15 protein-coding genes are annotated in these 14,896 nt (G+C 59.8%); 8 read left to right on the forward strand and 7 right to left on the reverse strand.

Annotated elements, in window-relative coordinates; genetic code table 11:
* Positions 1-235 precede the first annotated feature (235 nt).
* Together GIB19_RS26805 and GIB19_RS26810 are read right to left on the reverse strand one after the other, a co-directional pair.
* On the reverse strand, positions 236-418 hold the full coding sequence (locus tag GIB19_RS26805) for a hypothetical protein (protein WP_027593730.1): 183 nt from the start codon (positions 416-418) through the stop codon (positions 236-238).
* A gap of 94 nt (positions 419-512) precedes the next feature.
* A complete protein-coding gene (locus GIB19_RS26810) occupies positions 513-860 on the reverse strand; it encodes a hypothetical protein (protein WP_099429790.1) in 348 nt (115 codons plus the stop codon).
* A gap of 160 nt (positions 861-1,020) precedes the next feature.
* Between GIB19_RS26810 and GIB19_RS26815 the strand changes: the two genes are divergently transcribed.
* Positions 1,021-1,845, forward strand: coding sequence for a shikimate 5-dehydrogenase (locus GIB19_RS26815; protein ID WP_274888679.1), 825 nt, complete (start codon positions 1,021-1,023; stop codon positions 1,843-1,845).
* A 115-nt stretch (positions 1,846-1,960) separates the two neighbouring features.
* Here GIB19_RS26815 and GIB19_RS26820 read toward each other — a convergent pair whose 3' ends face one another.
* From GIB19_RS26820 to GIB19_RS26830, 3 genes are all read right to left on the reverse strand, one after another.
* Complete coding sequence (locus tag GIB19_RS26820; RefSeq protein WP_099429788.1) at positions 1,961-2,203, reverse strand: hypothetical protein; 243 nt, start codon at positions 2,201-2,203, stop codon at positions 1,961-1,963.
* Positions 2,204-2,298: 95 nt separating this feature from the next.
* Positions 2,299-2,826 (reverse strand): lactoylglutathione lyase, encoded by a 528-nt coding sequence (gene gloA / locus GIB19_RS26825; protein ID WP_258703945.1) that lies wholly within the window; start codon positions 2,824-2,826, stop codon positions 2,299-2,301.
* A 221-nt stretch (positions 2,827-3,047) separates the two neighbouring features.
* Positions 3,048-3,407 (reverse strand): histone-like nucleoid-structuring protein, MvaT/MvaU family, encoded by a 360-nt coding sequence (locus GIB19_RS26830; RefSeq protein ID WP_238212287.1) that lies wholly within the window; start codon positions 3,405-3,407, stop codon positions 3,048-3,050.
* A gap of 360 nt (positions 3,408-3,767) precedes the next feature.
* Here GIB19_RS26830 and GIB19_RS26835 point away from each other — a divergent pair, with 360 nt between their 5' ends.
* Positions 3,768-5,057, forward strand: a complete 1,290-nt coding sequence (locus GIB19_RS26835) for an OprD family porin (protein ID WP_099429787.1) — start codon at positions 3,768-3,770, stop codon at positions 5,055-5,057.
* Between the two features lie 91 nt (positions 5,058-5,148).
* On the opposite strand, the gene GIB19_RS26840 is transcribed toward GIB19_RS26835, so the two are convergent.
* Complete coding sequence (locus GIB19_RS26840) at positions 5,149-6,720, reverse strand: metallophosphoesterase family protein (protein ID WP_274888681.1); 1,572 nt, start codon at positions 6,718-6,720, stop codon at positions 5,149-5,151.
* Between the two features lie 161 nt (positions 6,721-6,881).
* Here GIB19_RS26840 and cobF point away from each other — a divergent pair, with 161 nt between their 5' ends.
* On the forward strand, positions 6,882-7,631 hold the full coding sequence (cobF, locus tag GIB19_RS26845) for a precorrin-6A synthase (deacetylating) (protein ID WP_274888682.1): 750 nt from the start codon (positions 6,882-6,884) through the stop codon (positions 7,629-7,631).
* 166 nt (positions 7,632-7,797) lie between these two features.
* Here cobF and GIB19_RS26850 read toward each other — a convergent pair whose 3' ends face one another.
* A complete protein-coding gene (locus tag GIB19_RS26850) occupies positions 7,798-8,148 on the reverse strand; it encodes a response regulator (protein ID WP_274888683.1) in 351 nt (116 codons plus the stop codon).
* A gap of 249 nt (positions 8,149-8,397) precedes the next feature.
* On the opposite strand from GIB19_RS26850, the gene GIB19_RS26855 reads away from it, so the two are divergent.
* From GIB19_RS26855 to GIB19_RS26875, 5 genes are all read left to right on the forward strand, one after another.
* Positions 8,398-11,865 carry a response regulator gene (locus GIB19_RS26855; RefSeq protein WP_085273318.1) on the forward strand — a complete coding sequence of 1,156 codons (3,468 nt, stop codon included), beginning with the start codon at positions 8,398-8,400 and terminating at the stop codon, positions 11,863-11,865.
* Positions 11,862-12,683: a CheR family methyltransferase gene (locus tag GIB19_RS26860; RefSeq protein WP_027593720.1), complete on the forward strand. Its 822-nt coding sequence runs from the start codon at positions 11,862-11,864 to the stop codon at positions 12,681-12,683. The genes GIB19_RS26855 and GIB19_RS26860 overlap by 4 nt, the downstream gene beginning before the upstream one ends.
* Entirely contained in the window at positions 12,680-13,255 is a 576-nt protein-coding gene (locus GIB19_RS26865; protein WP_099429783.1) for a chemotaxis protein CheB, read from the forward strand. The genes GIB19_RS26860 and GIB19_RS26865 overlap by 4 nt, the downstream gene beginning before the upstream one ends.
* Positions 13,249-14,475, forward strand: coding sequence for a hybrid sensor histidine kinase/response regulator (locus GIB19_RS26870; RefSeq protein WP_274888684.1), 1,227 nt, complete (start codon positions 13,249-13,251; stop codon positions 14,473-14,475). The genes GIB19_RS26865 and GIB19_RS26870 overlap by 7 nt, the downstream gene beginning before the upstream one ends.
* A 44-nt stretch (positions 14,476-14,519) precedes the next feature.
* Positions 14,520-14,896 (forward strand): response regulator (locus GIB19_RS26875; RefSeq protein ID WP_099429781.1); only part of this gene is annotated, 377 nt, incomplete at its 3' end.

The raw sequence follows: 14,896 nt of genomic DNA on the forward strand, positions 1-14,896 counted from the left end.
GAGGCTCACTAAAAGTTGGTATGTCGTTGGCTGTGCAAGGGTTTTCCCCCAAAAAACCGCTGCATTGTGGAGTATGGTCGAAGTGCTGTCGATTGCTCGTTGAAGCGACCCGGCGAAATGAAAAAAGCTTCATGCTGGATCGGTTCTGCCGCCTCCACTCGTCGGATCACACGGGCAAAAAAAGGCCCGCCAAGCGGCGGGCCATAAGGGAGGGAGCAACGCACAACAAATACTGTCAAGCGACCAGGGTATCTGGCTGCAACTGGTCGGCCAGGGCTTGAGCCGAGGCGCGGGTCGCCAAGGGGCCGCTCACGGGTTCACCGTTACGCACCAGGTACCAGCAGGCCAGCAGGCCCTGCTGGCGCAGTGAAGGGGGGACGGCGCTGCCGACGACGGACATGATCTGGATAGTGGCCATGTGGACCTCCTGTAAAACATGGCCCTACCTTACGCAGCGGCCGCAGCGGTTTGAAATTAACTGAGTTGATAGTGATCATTGGTTTTATCAACGATCACCAACGGGGTGGCCCGTAGTACACCGGGGGCGGGCCGTAATAAGGGCGATAGCCCGGTGGCGGCGGGGCCGGTGCATAGTAGGGCTGGTAGTACACCGGCTGCGGCGGCGGCTGTACGTAGACCGGCTGCGGTGCGTAATAGACTGGCTGGCGCTCCACATACACGGTGCGATCACGCCCGCCATAAACCGTTGCCCCCACCACGGCACCGACCACCGCCGCGCCGAACAGCGGGCCGGGTCCATACCAACCACCGCCACCACCATGGCCACCATGGGCAGCAGCTTGTCCGCTGATGGCCAGGGCACCGACCAGCAGGGCGATTACGGGAATGTGACGGTTCATAAAGCGTCCTCGCAGGGCAACCCCACAGATGGGGCCCTAATACTATGACTCTGCCTCTGTCAGCTGAGCACAGGGAAACGGTAAAGGTTGTGTAAGGGACGACAAGCGGCTGCGTCTGATACGCTGAACAAACGATTCAGTTCTGAAAATGGAGCAGGTTATGTCGACAACTCCCAGCAGAGACACGGTGCTGTGCATCTCCTTGGCCGGGCGGCCTGGCACCTTCGGCGTGCGTTTTCACAACCACCTCTACCAACAGTTGGGGCTCGACTTCTACTACAAGGCCATGAGCACTGACGACTTGCCCGCGGCGGTCGCAGGCATTCGTGCCTTGGGCATTCGCGGGTGCGGGGTGTCGATGCCTTACAAGGAAGCCTGCATGGCCTTGGTTGACGAGGTGGACCCGTCCGCTGCGGCAATCGAGTCGGTCAATACCCTGGTCAATACCGGTGGCCATCTGAAGGCCTACAACACCGATTACCTGGCGGTGCGGCAGTTGCTGGCGCAACACGAGGTCGACCCGGCGACTGCGTTTGCTCTGCGCGGCAGTGGTGGCATGGCCAAGGCGGTGGCGAGTGCCTTACGTGACGCGGGCTTTACCCAGGGCACGATCGTCGCGCGCAATGAACAGGCGGGGCGGCAACTGGCGGATGTTTGTGGTTATCGCTGGGTGGCCGAGCTCGGAGACCTGTGCCCGCCGATGCTGATAAACGTGACGCCGATCGGTATGGCCGGCGGGCAGGAGGCCAACGCGCTGGCCTTCAGCGAGCAGGCCATTGTGGCAGCCGAGCGGGTGTTCGATGTGGTGGCCATGCCGGCGCAGACGCCGTTGATTCGCCGGGCCAAGGCATTGGGCAAGCCAGTGATCACGGGCTTGGAGGTGATTGCGTTGCAGGCGCTGGAGCAGTTCGTGCTGTATACCGGCGTGCGCCCTACGCGTGAGCAAGTAGAAGCAGCCGTCGCATACGCGCGCGACCCTCTGTAGGAGCAGCCTTGTGCTGCGAAGAGGCCGGTAGAAGGATCATCAATCTCTGATCGCTGCACCGGCCTCTTCGCAGCACAAGGCTGCTCCTACAGGAGGGCGCGCTATGTTGCGTCAATCAGAAAGCTTTGTGCCCCTTGTCCAGCTGTTCATCCACCAGCGCTCGGCCATGGGCCAGCGACACATGCTGGGCATTCTCAAGGTCTGAGAAGAACTTCATCGGCATCGAGATGCGCTTGCTGGTGTGCCCTTCAGGGTCGGTGATCAGGCAGCCGGCGGCATAGGGCAGGGGGGAGTCGGGGTGGGGCATCACACTGGCGGTGATGGTGTACTTGCGGTGCTCACAGTGAAGAGATTGCATCGTCCTTACCTCGCTGTGCTTATGAAGCGGTTACCTTCATATACCACAGCAAGGGGCCGGGAGTTCCCGGCCCGACGAGCGAATAGCGTTGTGCCTCAGCCTTTGAGTTCGGTCGGCTGGATCACTTCGACCCAGTAACCGTCCGGGTCCTTTACGAAGGCCAGGTGGTTCATGCGGCCATCTGCCAGGCGTTTCTGGAAGGGCACGTCGAGGGCTTCGAAGCGCGCGCAGGCCTCACGCACGTCCGGCACCGAAATGCAGATATGGCCGAACCCGCGTGGGTCGGTGTTGCCGTTGTGGTAGGCAAAATCGGCGTCGTTTTCGGTGCCGTGGTTGTGGGTCAGCTCCAGAACGCCTGGGATCGACTTCATCCACTGGTGGCGCGCGGCGTCATCGGCAGGGATCTGCGCGGGGTCGACCAGTGCCAGGAAGTACAGGCTGAAGGCGGCTTCCGGGAAGTCGCGCTTGTCCACCAGGCGGAAGCCCAGGACGCGGGTGTAGAAGTCCAGCGACTTCTCGATGTCCTTGACCCGCAGCATGGTGTGGTTGAAGACGAACTTGGAGGTGGCGGCATCCGGCTGCGCGGTGACGCCAGGCAGGGTTTGCAGATCGTGCAGGCTCATGGGAACTCCTGAGACGGGGCCGGTGCGCGGCACCGGCAAAACAGACAGGCTGGCCATGATACGGCAGTGAAGCGATTGCGCAAATGAAAGCGCCCTGCACGAGGCAGGGCGCTTGAATTAGAGGCCCGCATGTGCGGGCGCGTGGGGTCGCTAGTCCTTTAGCTGTCTCGATACTGAGCCAGCGCTTGTGAAAAAAGTGTGAAGTCCATGTGGACGTTTCATCAGCGTACCCAGCTTTCGACGGTGGCAGCGCCGTACTCTTCTTTCCAGGCTTTCAGCCCGCGGTGGTTGCCGCCTTTGGTCTCGATCAACTCGCCCGTGTGTGGGTTTTCATAGACCTTGACCACGCGTGGGCGGCGCTGTTGTTTGGGGGCTGCGGCAGCAGGGCGGGTGGCAGCCTTGGGGTCGAGGATGGCGATGATATCGCGCAGACCCTTGTCATAGCTTTTCATCAGGCCGACTAGTTTCTGCTCGAATTCGATTTCGCGTTTGAGGCCGGCATCCTTTTTCAGCGCTTCCAGTTGAGCCATTTGTTCCTGAAGCGCTTTTTCGGCAGCACGAAACTCTGCAAGTCTGGACACTGTAATCACTCCTGTACGTCTTTCGTGGCAGGGCGTGACGAACATTGAAGAAGAACAAAACGCCGGCCACGGGGGTGGGTTCCGCTGTTCGCTGATATCGAGTGTAGTCATTCATCGCTACTGGGTAAACTGCAAACTTTTTATAAGTAAGCACGGAACTTTACGGGTTTTTCATGCGCCAGTTTGTGACGACTTCGACGGGGCTGTCGAATGGCTCTAGACCAAGGTCCAATAGCCCGGAATAGAGCCTTTGAGCGATCATTTCAGATGATGCTCGGCCATTGTTCGAGCGTGTCGCAGTACCGCAGCAGGTGTTTGCTGCAGGTTGTTTTTCGCCTTTCTTTCTGGATATTTCCTCGCATGTTTGCCCCCCTCCCTCACGCCCCTGGGCGCCGTGTTGCCGGCCTGTTCCTTTTGTGTGCCGGCGTCAATGCCCAGGCCGCCGGTTTTCTTGAAGACAGCAGCGCCAAGGTCGAAGCGCGCAATGTCTACTTCAACCGGGATTTCCGTGACGGCCATAGCAGTTCCAGCCAGGGCGCGTCCAAGCGCGAAGAGTGGGCGCAAGGCTTTATTCTCAATGTTCAGTCGGGTTATACCCAAGGGCCGGTAGGGTTTGGCGTGGATGCGCTGGGCATGGTCGGCTTCAAACTCGATTCCAGCCCCGCGGACAGTAACAGCGGCCTGTTGCCGTCGTCTGGCCATGATCCACGGCACTCGGCCGATCAATACGCGAAGATGGGCTTGGCGGCCAAGGTCAAGGTGTCGAGCACCGTGCTCAAATACGGCTCGATGATGCCGGATGTACCGTTGCTCAAGTACAACGATGGGCGTTTGTTGCCGACGATGTTCCATGGCGCGATGCTCACCTCCGAAGAAGTGCGTGACCTGAAGTTCACCCTGGCCCGCCTGGACAAGTACACCGCGCGTGATTCCACCGATCGCCAGGACATTCGCGTGCACTGCAAGAACAAGCGCTATGCCTGCGACATCGAAGCCGACCACTTCGACCTGGCAGGCCTCGATTACCGTTTCAATGACCGCGTGAGCGCTCAGTATCAAGTGGCCAAGCTTGAAAACATCTATCGCCAGCACTTCCTTGGTCTGGTGGCCAGCCAACCGTTGGCGGTAGGTAGCCTGTCGGCCGACTTGCGCGTGATCAAGAGCGACGACATCGGCAATGCCCGCGCCGGTGACATCGACCACCGCGCCTTCAGTGGCATGCTCGGCTACAGCCTGGGCGGCCATAAGGTCAGCGCCGGCTGGCAGCGCATGTACGGTGAAAGCGCCATGCCTTACCTGGATGGCAGCAACCCGTACCTGGTCAACTACGCCCAGGTCAACGACTTTGCCGCCGCCCAGGAGCGTTCCTGGCAGTTGCGCTACGACTATGACTTCAAGGCACTGGGTGTGCCTGGCCTGACCTTCTTCACCCGTTACATCAATGGCGACCACATCAAGGTCCCGGGTAGCAACGCCGAAGGCAAGGAATGGGAACGCGACACCGAGTTCAAGTACCAGGTGCAAAGTGGCACGTTCAAAGACGTCAGTGTGCGCCTACGTAATTCCACCTACCGCAGCAACTATGAGAAGTGGGCGCGTGATATGGATGAGACTCGCGTCATTGTAAGTTACAGTTTTTCTGTGTGGTGATATACGTGAGCCCAGGACTGTATGACCTGGGCTCACCCCGCAGGGCTGATGGTTGTCCTTGCGCCGTTAGCGCACAGAGCTGTAGGTTCGCTCAGGTGCCACAGCCGTGAAACAAATCTTTCAGATCAAAGGTGGCATCCCGCCCATCCACAAGTCCGGCGGATTGATAACGTACATGAATACGCGTGTTCATGACGTCGTCTGGCTCCAGAAATTGAATTTCACGAGAGCGACTTCCTTGAGCTGCGCCTCTAAGCTCACGGATGTAATTGCCTTGAAGCGTCCAAAGCGTGACACGGAACCAGTAGTTGCCCGGCGCATAGTTAGGGTAGGGCGGGCTCCATTTGACGTGGAGGCTATTGTTGGGGGCGCCGGGTTCCCCTAGGCTCACATAACATAGGTCTTTCGGCGACAAAAGCGCATTCAAGGTAGCTGCTGTGCCGTCGTACGTCTTGACGGGGGTAGCACTGCCACTGTCATACACTCGAATGTTGTAGTTGTAGCGTGTGTAGGGCGTCAGGTTCTCAATGGTTACCTTTTTTCTGTTGTCGGAGCGCACGTACGGCTGTCCATCAATCGAAACTTCGAAATGGGAGATGTCGCGGTCCCGTACATGAAGTAACGGTAATGTGAAGTCTAGCGATTCGGGCCAGGGTAAAATGGCCGGCTCTGGTACGTAGAATCTAATAGGGATTGTCAAAAGGGGGGATGGCAGCAGGGTATTATCCTTTGCCTGCTTAACCGTGAACGCATTGGCTTGAGGGTCAGCTTCACCGACCAAAAAGGTTTTATAAATAGGGGACCCAGAGTCCAAAACAGGCACATCACCAATCTTGCCTCGCAAGGCAAGCTCGTGTGTATGGCCCATGAAGATGGCCAGCACCTTGTATTTGTTCACCATTTCCTGGAACCGCGCTCGCTCTGCTGCGCTTCCCCAGTCGTTGTCTTCGGGGTGTCGATGCATGTTGATAATAATCAACTTGCCGGCTTCGTCAGCAATTTTTAGCTGGCTCTCCAACCAATCGAGAGAGGGTTTGATGTGAACGGTTTTATCCTCATAGTTAAACCAGCCGCTAAAGCTTTTTCTATACGCAAAATGGTTGTGTAGTTGAATGAACGCGAAATCTCCGAACGTTTTTCTGTAGGCCATGCTGCCGTGATATTTTTGCCAGGTAGGACTGTCATCGCCTTCTTGGTACTGGTCAAAAGCGTCCACATTCCAGCGCTTTATATCTTCGGTCAAGTGGGTGACGACGGAGAGCATGGCGCATTCATTGAGGCCGCAACTGTCGACGTTATTTTCATAGTCATGATTGCCCAGTCCATAATAAGTGCCAGGCAGCATCCGACCCTTCATGATGTTCCACTGGTACCGGTGGCCAAACTCAGTCACGTCGCCGTTGAGTATGATCGGTATGCCACCCCCATAGGCGTCTCGATAGGCCGTGATGGCAGCATTCTGCGCATCCAGAAGGGGTAACGACTCCCCCGGGTAGTCAGCACCGCTGGGCGAGCGTGGGTATTGAGTGTCTGATTGGAAAACGAAGCGTTGCGTTACGGTGTCGACTTCTGCAAGCGCACAATTATTAAGATACCCTGACAACAATAGGGTGCTTAGAAATACACGAGCGAGGGGGACTCGGCGTTTTTTTAGACTGAGCATATTTTAATCTCTTCGCGGAAGGTAGGCGAATGGTGAGTGCGCAGTCTGATAAAAGCCTGAGCCCTTTATAACTAGGAGTTGTAAGGGTTGACAGATTAGAAATTCTAATGATGGGTAGGGTGATTGGCGGTCGAATATTCAACAAGAAACAGGTCAAGACGATGAATACGATTTTATTAGTAGGAATCGGCGCCGGTGACCCGCGCCAAATTACCCTTGAAGCGGTCGAAGCGCTCAGGCGAGCAACGGTTTTCTTCGTGCTTGATAAGGGCGGGGAGCGGCACGCGTTGGCTCGAGCCCGCAAGGCCTTGGTCGACCACTACGTGCAGCCCGGCAGTTACCGGTGGGTGCAAGTCGAAGATCCCTTTCGTGATGCAGATGCTATGGACTATGTCGCCGCCGTACAGGACTGGCACGTCCGTCGGGCGAGTCTGTATTCACGCCTATTGAGCGAGGCGCTGGGCCCCGATGATGTTGGCGCCTTTCTTCTCTGGGGCGACCCGAGCCTGTATGACAGTACGTTGAGAATTCTTGAAAGGGTTCGGGAGCTCGGTGTGCGCGTACAGGTGGAGATTATCCCTGGCATCAGCAGCGTCCAGGCCCTGGCGGCCCGCCACCAAGTACCGCTCAATCGCATCGGTGAGCCGCTGACTGTACTGCCTGGGCGTCGCCTTGCCGAACAGCAGCGCATCGACAACATAGTGGTGATGCTCGACGGGCAGTGCGCGTTTGCCTCGTTGGATGACCCGGGTTTGATGATTTACTGGGGGGCTTACCTGGGCACCGCAGATGAGGTGCTGATTGCCGGGCCATTGCAAGCGGTGAAGGCGCAGATTCTGCAAGTGCGAGAGGAGGCGAGGACGCGCAAGGGGTGGATCATGGACACGTATCTGTTACGCCGCGAGCTGTAGCTGGCTGCAGCCCCACAGTCGTTAAAGACCTGTGGGAGCAACTGTCTGGTGGTGCTTGCGCCGGCCTTATCGCTGGCAAGCCAGCTCCCACAGGTGCGGCGCTAGCCTTTCAGGCTACACAGTTCGGGTGGGAGCGGGCTTGCCCGCGAAAGCCGCCACGTGGGCATCAGACCGTACCCAGTATGTCCACCACCTTGTTGCGCAATTGCTCGATGCTGAACGGCTTGCCAATCAGGTGCATGCCTTCCGGTACGTTTACGTTCTCGGCATAACCGCTGGCAAACAACACCGGCAGCAGTGGACGAAGTTCGCGTGCGCGTTGCGCCAGCACTTCGCCGCGCATGTCCGGCAGGCCCACGTCTGTCATCATCAGCGCCAAAGTCTGCGCAGGGTCTTCGAGCACCCGCAGTGCTGCGGCGGCGTCTTCCGCTTCGATGACCGTGTAGCCCAACTCGTCGAGCACTTCGACCATCAGCATGCGTACGATGTCGTCGTCTTCGACTACCAGAAGATGCATGGTTTGGATCCTGTGAAAATGAATGTCTTTATTCTGTACGCCGGTCGACGGCAGAAGTTCCCGAGGATACCGATCCCTGCAATCAGATGGAACGATTCGCGCCTGCAACCTTCAAATGCTGGCTAAATGCCCTGCCAGAGCCAGCAAAGCTGGTTAGACTCGCTATTACCGGTGAGCGCGGCGGCAGACAATTATAACGGTCTTGGTGCCACACTTTTTCATGGATTCTTTTCGCTCGGGCGTTTTCAGATGATTCAAGTAGCCTCGATTGACCAGCAAAGCTTTCGCAAGCTGCTGAGTCGCAACATCGGCCTGCCCCTTGGGGTCGGCCTGCTGGGCGCAGTGGCGTTCGTCGCGGTGATCAACTACCTGCTCTCGGCCATGCAGTGGGTCGAGCATACGGACCGGGTGATCGGCAATGCCAACGAAACGGTCAAGCTGTCGATCGACATGGAAACCGGCATGCGCGGCTTCCTGATCACCGGCGACGAACGCTTTCTCGACCCCTACGAGGTGGCCAAGCCGAAAATTCTCGGCAGCCTGCAGAGCTTGCGCGGCATGGTCGAGGACAACCCGCAGCAGGTTGACCGTATCGATCGGCTGTTGGCCCTGCAAAAGGCCTGGAATGACTTCGGCAGCGAGATGATTACCCTGCGCCGCAGCGAGGGCAATTACCAGGCATCGATCGGCAATGGGCGCGGCAAGCGCATCACCGATGAAATCCGCAAGGAATTCGAAGGCCTGATCGACACTGAGCAGCAACTGCGCATGGCCCGTAACGAGAAGGTCAGTTCGGTCACCGTGACCGCGATCTCGGCCTTCGTACTGTTCATCGTCGGCCTCAGCGCCTTGCTGGCCTACCTCGGGCGCCGGGACCTGCTGGCGCTGTCGAGCAGCTATGACGAAAACCTGCAGGCCCAGCAGCGTGCGGCCGAGCGCCTGGAGCACCAGGCCTGGTTGCGTAATGGCCAGACCCAGTTGGCCCAGCAGGTGCTCGGGCAGCTGACCCTGCCCATGCTGGGCGACAATATCCTGCGCTTCTTTGCTACGTACTTGGGCAGCGTGGTTGGCGCGGTGTATGCGCGCGACGAACATGGCCGCCTGGTGCGCGTGGCCACCTATGGCCTGAGCGCCGAAGAGCAGGCCCGTGAGCAGATCAAAGGCGACCACGATGGCCTGTTGGCCCAGGCCGTGCGCGAAGGCCGGCTGTTGTGCCTCGACGACCTGCCCGAAGACTACTACCGCCTGAGCTCGGGCCTCGGCAATGGCTTGCCGCGCAGTGCATTGCTGATGCCCGCCACCGATGATGGGCAGATCAATGGTGTGATCGAGCTGGGCTTCCTGCGCCCCTTGCAGCCGCGCGATGAAGAGCTGATGGAGCGGGTCGGCGGCAACCTTGGCATGTCCATCGAGAGTGCGCGTTATCGCCAGCGCCTGCAGGAAGTGCTGGCCGAGACCCAGCAGTTGAACGAAGAGCTGCAAGTGCAGCAGGAAGAGCTGAAAACCGCCAACGAAGAACTCGAAGAGCAATCACGGGTGCTCAAGGAATCCCAGGCCCACCTGGAAACCCAGCAGGCCGAGCTTGAACAGACCAACGAACAACTGTCCGAGCGCACCGACGCCCTGGACCGCAAGAACGATGAGCTCAGCCAGGCCCAGCAAGAGTTGCAGGCCCGCGCCGACGACCTGCAGCGTTCGAGCAAGTACAAGTCTGAGTTCCTCGCCAACATGTCCCACGAGCTGCGCACGCCGCTGAACAGCTCGTTGATCCTGGCCAAGTTGCTGGCCGAGAACGGCGAAGGCAACCTTAGCGCCGAGCAGGTCAAGTTCGCCGAATCGATCTACTCGGCGGGCAATGACCTGCTGAACCTGATCAACGACATTCTCGACATCGCCAAGGTCGAAGCCGGCAAGCTCGAAGTGCGCCCTGAGACCACCCAGCTGGAGCGCCTGGTCGAAGGCCTGCGCGGCATGTTCCTGCCGCTGGCCGAGCACAAAGGCCTGGCCTTCGAGGTCAAGGTCGAGCCGCAGGTGCCAGTGACGCTGTTCACCGACCGTCAACGGCTGGAGCAGATCCTCAAGAACCTGCTGTCCAACGCCATCAAGTTCACCGACCACGGCCAGGTCAGCATGACCATCAGCCACCAGGCGGGTACCGGCATCATCTTCGCCGTCCGTGACTCTGGTATCGGCATTGCCGCCGACCAGCAGCAGGCGATCTTCGGCGCCTTCCACCAGGTCGACGGCAGCAGCAACCGGCGTTATGGCGGCACCGGCCTGGGCCTGTCGATTTCGCGTGACCTGGCGCACCTGCTGGGCGGGCAGATCAACGTTGAGAGCAACCCGGGGCAGGGCAGCGTGTTCAGCCTGGTCATGCCCGAACGCTACGAACATGAGGGCGAGGAAGTCGAGGCCCTGAGCCTGCGCCCTGCGGTAGACACTCTGCCGCCAGCGCCCAAGGCGTCCAACGCCGTGGCGCCGAAACTGCCGGCACCGACCTTCGCCGATGACCGCGAGCGGGCCCCCTTCAATAACCGCTGCATCCTGGTGATCGAGGACGAGCCGAACTTCGCCCGCATCCTCTTCGACCTGGCCCACGAGCTGGGTTACAGCTGCCTGGTGGCGCATGGCGCCGACGAGGGCTTTGCGCTGGCGTCCCAGTACATCCCCGATGCCATCCTGCTGGACATGCGCCTGCCCGATCATTCTGGCCTCACCGTGCTGCAGCGCCTCAAGGAGCTGGCCGGCACGCGGCACATCCCGGTGCACATCATTTCGGTGGAGGATCGCGTCGAAGCAGCCATGCACATGGGCGCCGTGGGCTACGCGGTCAAGCCGGCCAGCCGCGAAGAACTCAAGGAAGTGTTCGCCCGCCTGGAAGCCAAGCTGACCCAAAAGCTCAAGCACATCCTGCTGGTGGAGGACGACGACCTGCAGCGCGAAAGCATCGCCCGCCTGATCGGCGATGACGATGTCGAGATCACCGCCGTGGCCATGGCCCAGGACGCCTTGGCGCTGCTGCGCGAGAACATCTACGACTGCATGATCATCGACCTCAAGCTGCCCGACATGCTCGGCAACGAGCTGCTCAAGCGCATGACTGCCGAGGACATCCGCTCATTCCCGCCGGTGATCGTCTACACCGGGCGCAACCTCACCCGCGAAGAAGAAACCGACCTGCTCAAGTATTCGCGCTCGATCATCATCAAGGGCGCCCGTTCGCCGGAGCGCCTGCTCGACGAAGTGACACTGTTCCTGCACAAAGTCGAATCGCAGTTGTCCCATGAGCGCCAGCGCATGCTCAAGACCGCGCGCAGCCGCGACAAGGTCTTCGAGGGGCGCAAAGTGCTGCTAGTGGATGACGATGTGCGTAATATCTTCGCCCTCACCAGTGCCCTGGAGCACAAGGGCGCCATCGTCGAGATCGGCCGTAACGGGCGTGAAGCCATCGAGCGCCTGGAGCAGCATGACGACATCGACCTGGTGCTGATGGATGTGATGATGCCGGAGATGGACGGCTTCGAGGCTACCCGGCTGATCCGCCAGCAACCGCGCTGGCGCAAGCTGCCGATCATCGCCGTGACCGCCAAGGCGATGAAGGATGACCAGCAGCGTTGCCTGCAGGCTGGCGCCAATGATTACCTGGCCAAACCGATCGACCTGGACCGCCTGTTCTCGTTGATCCGTGTATGGCTGCCGCAACTGGAGCGAATTTGACTAGCGAGCGCAACACCGACATCGAGATCCGGCTGCTGATCGAGGCGATCTACCTCAAGTACAGCTACGATTTCCGCAACTACTCCGGCGCTTCGATCAAGCGCCGGATCCTGCATGCCCTGCGCCAGTTCGACTGCCTGACGGTGTCGGCGTTGCAAGAGCGGGTGCTGCACGACCCGGGCATGTTCATGCAGTTGCTGCAGTTCCTGACGATCCCGGTCAGCGAGATGTTCCGCGACCCGAGCCACTTCCTGGCCCTGCGCAATGAAGTGGTGCCGCTGTTGCGGACCTGGCCGTCGATCAAGATCTGGGTCGCGGGCTGCAGCACCGGTGAAGAGGTGTACTCGATGGCCATCCTGCTGCGTGAGGAAGGCCTGCTTGAGCGCACCATCATTTATGCAACCGACATCAACCCGCATTCGCTGGACCGGGCCAAGCAGGGTATCTACTCGATGCAAAGCATGCGCGAGTATGAAGAAAACTACCGCCTGGCCGGTGGCCGCCGTGACTTTGCCGAGTACTACACCGCTGCCTATGGCAACGCCATCATGGACAGCAGCCTGCGCGACAACGTGACCTTCGCCGACCACAGCCTGGCCACCGACAGCGTGTTCTCCGAGACTCAGCTGGTGTCGTGCCGCAATGTGCTGATCTACTTCAACAAAGACCTGCAAGACCGGGCCTTGGGCCTGTTTCATGAATCCCTCTGCCACCGGGGCTTCCTGGTGTTGGGCAGCAAGGAGTCGGTAGACTTTTCGGCCTACAGCCAGCGCTTCGAGCCGCTGGTGAAGCCGGAACGGATCTACCGTAAGACATGAACGGCGCACGGGCAGTGGTGATGGGGGCCTCGGCTGGCGGGGTGGCGGCCTTGTTCCAAGTGCTCGGTGCGCTGCCGTCGGCCTTCGCCATCCCGGTGCTGTGCGTGCTGCACTTGCCGGACGGGCGACACAGCCAGCTGGCCGAAGTGCTGCAAAGGCGGCTGCAGCGCCCCGTGCGCGAGGCCAGTGACAAGGAACGGATCAGCGCTGGGATGATCTACGTTGCTGGGCCGGGGTACCACCTCTCGGTGGAGCGTGACCTGACGCTGTCGTTGAGCCAGGAAGCGCCGGTGCACTTCTCGCGCCCGGCCATCGACTTCCTGTTCATGTCGGCGTCCGATGCCTACGGCGCCAGCCTGCTTGGCGTGCTGCTGACCGGTGCCAATGAGGATGGCGCCGCGGGCCTGGCCTACATCAACAACAACGGGGGCCGCACGATTGTTCAGGACCCCCGCGACGCACAGGTCGCGCTGATGCCGGAAGCCGCCTTGGCCCTGCACCAGCCCGACCATATCCTTACTCTGAGTGGTATCGGGCAATTGCTCGCGACCCTGGAAACAAGCGCATGCTAAGCCACACCATCGCCAAACTGCTGATCGTCGACGACCTGCCGGAAAACCTGCTGGCGCTCGATGCCCTGATCCAGGGCGAAGACCGCGAGGTGCACCAGGCCCAGTCTGCGGAAGCGGCGTTGTCGCTGCTGCTGGAGCACGAATTTGCCCTGGCCATCCTCGATGTGCAAATGCCAGGCATGAATGGTTTCGAGCTGGCCGAGTTGATGCGCGGCACGGAAAAGACCAAGAACATTCCCATCGTGTTCGTCAGTGCGGCGGGGCGCGAGATGAATTATGCCTTCAAGGGCTATGAAAGCGGGGCCGTGGACTTTTTGCACAAGCCGCTCGACACCTTGGCAGTGAAGAGCAAGGTCTCGGTGTTCGTCGACCTGTTCCGCCAGCGCAAGGTGCTTGGTCGGCAACTGGAAGCCCTGGAGCGTAGCCGTCAGGAGCAGGAGGTGCTGCTGGGCCAGTTGGAACTGGCGCGGTGCGAGCTGGAGCATGCAGTGCGCATGCGCGACGACTTCATGTCGATCGTCTCCCACGAGGTGCGTACGCCACTCAATGGCCTGATTCTGGAAACCCAGCTGCGCAAGATGCACCTGGCACGGGGCAACCTGGAGGCCTTCAGCGCAGACAAGCTGCAGGCCATGGTCGAGCGTGACGAGCGGCAGATCAACAGCCTGATCCGGCTGATTGAAGACATGCTGGACGTCTCGCGCATCCGCACCGGCAAGTTGTCGCTGCGGCCCAGGGTGTTCGATATCGGCCAACTGGTGCGCGGCCTGGTGGAAAACTTCAGCGCCCAGGCCACCGCGCTGGAAACCAATATCGCGCTGCAACGTTGTGAAACGTTGCAGGGTGAGTGGGACGAATTTCGGATTGAACAAGTGGTGGCCAACCTGTTGTCCAATGCCTTGCGTTACGGTGAACGAAAACCGGTGCAGGTGCGGGTGTTCGCTGAGGACGGCATGGCCTGGGTGCAGGTGCAGGATCACGGCATTGGCATCAGCGCCGTCAACCAGCAGCGCATTTTCCAGCAGTTCGAGCGGGTCGCAGCACACCAGGCCAGCGGCGGGCTGGGGTTGGGGCTGTACATCTCCGAGCAGATCGTCCAGGCCCACGGCGGGCGGATTCTGGTGGACAGCGAGGAAGGCGAGGGCGCCACATTCACGTTGCAATTGCCGCTGGCAACGTTCAAAGAACAAAACGACCAGGCGCGGGCAACCTCTGCGTAAGCCTGGGGTCAGATGGCCAACTGTAAGAATTTCAAGGCGTTATCATGAGTGAAGATGCACAAGATGTGGTGCTGGTGGTCGAGGACGAGCCGGCGATTCGGATGATTTTGCGCGACTACCTGGCCGGCGAGGGGTATCACGTGCTGGTGGCCGAAGACGGTGAGCAGGCGTTCAAGATCCTGGCGAGCAAGCCGCACCTGGACCTGATGGTCACCGATTTTCGATTGCCAGGGGGCATCTCTGGGGTGGATATCGCCGAGCCCGCGGTAAAACTGCGGCCGGAGCTGAAGGTGATTTTCATCAGTGGCTACCCGGCCGAGATTCTCGAATCGGGCAGCCCGATCACGCGCAAGGCGCCGATCCTGGCCAAGCCGTTCGACCTGGATACCCTGCACGAGCAGATCCAGGCCCTGTTGCGCTG

The organism is Pseudomonas sp. ITEM 17296 (assembly GCF_028895205.1).
GTDB lineage: Bacteria > Pseudomonadota > Gammaproteobacteria > Pseudomonadales > Pseudomonadaceae > Aquipseudomonas > Aquipseudomonas kermanshahensis.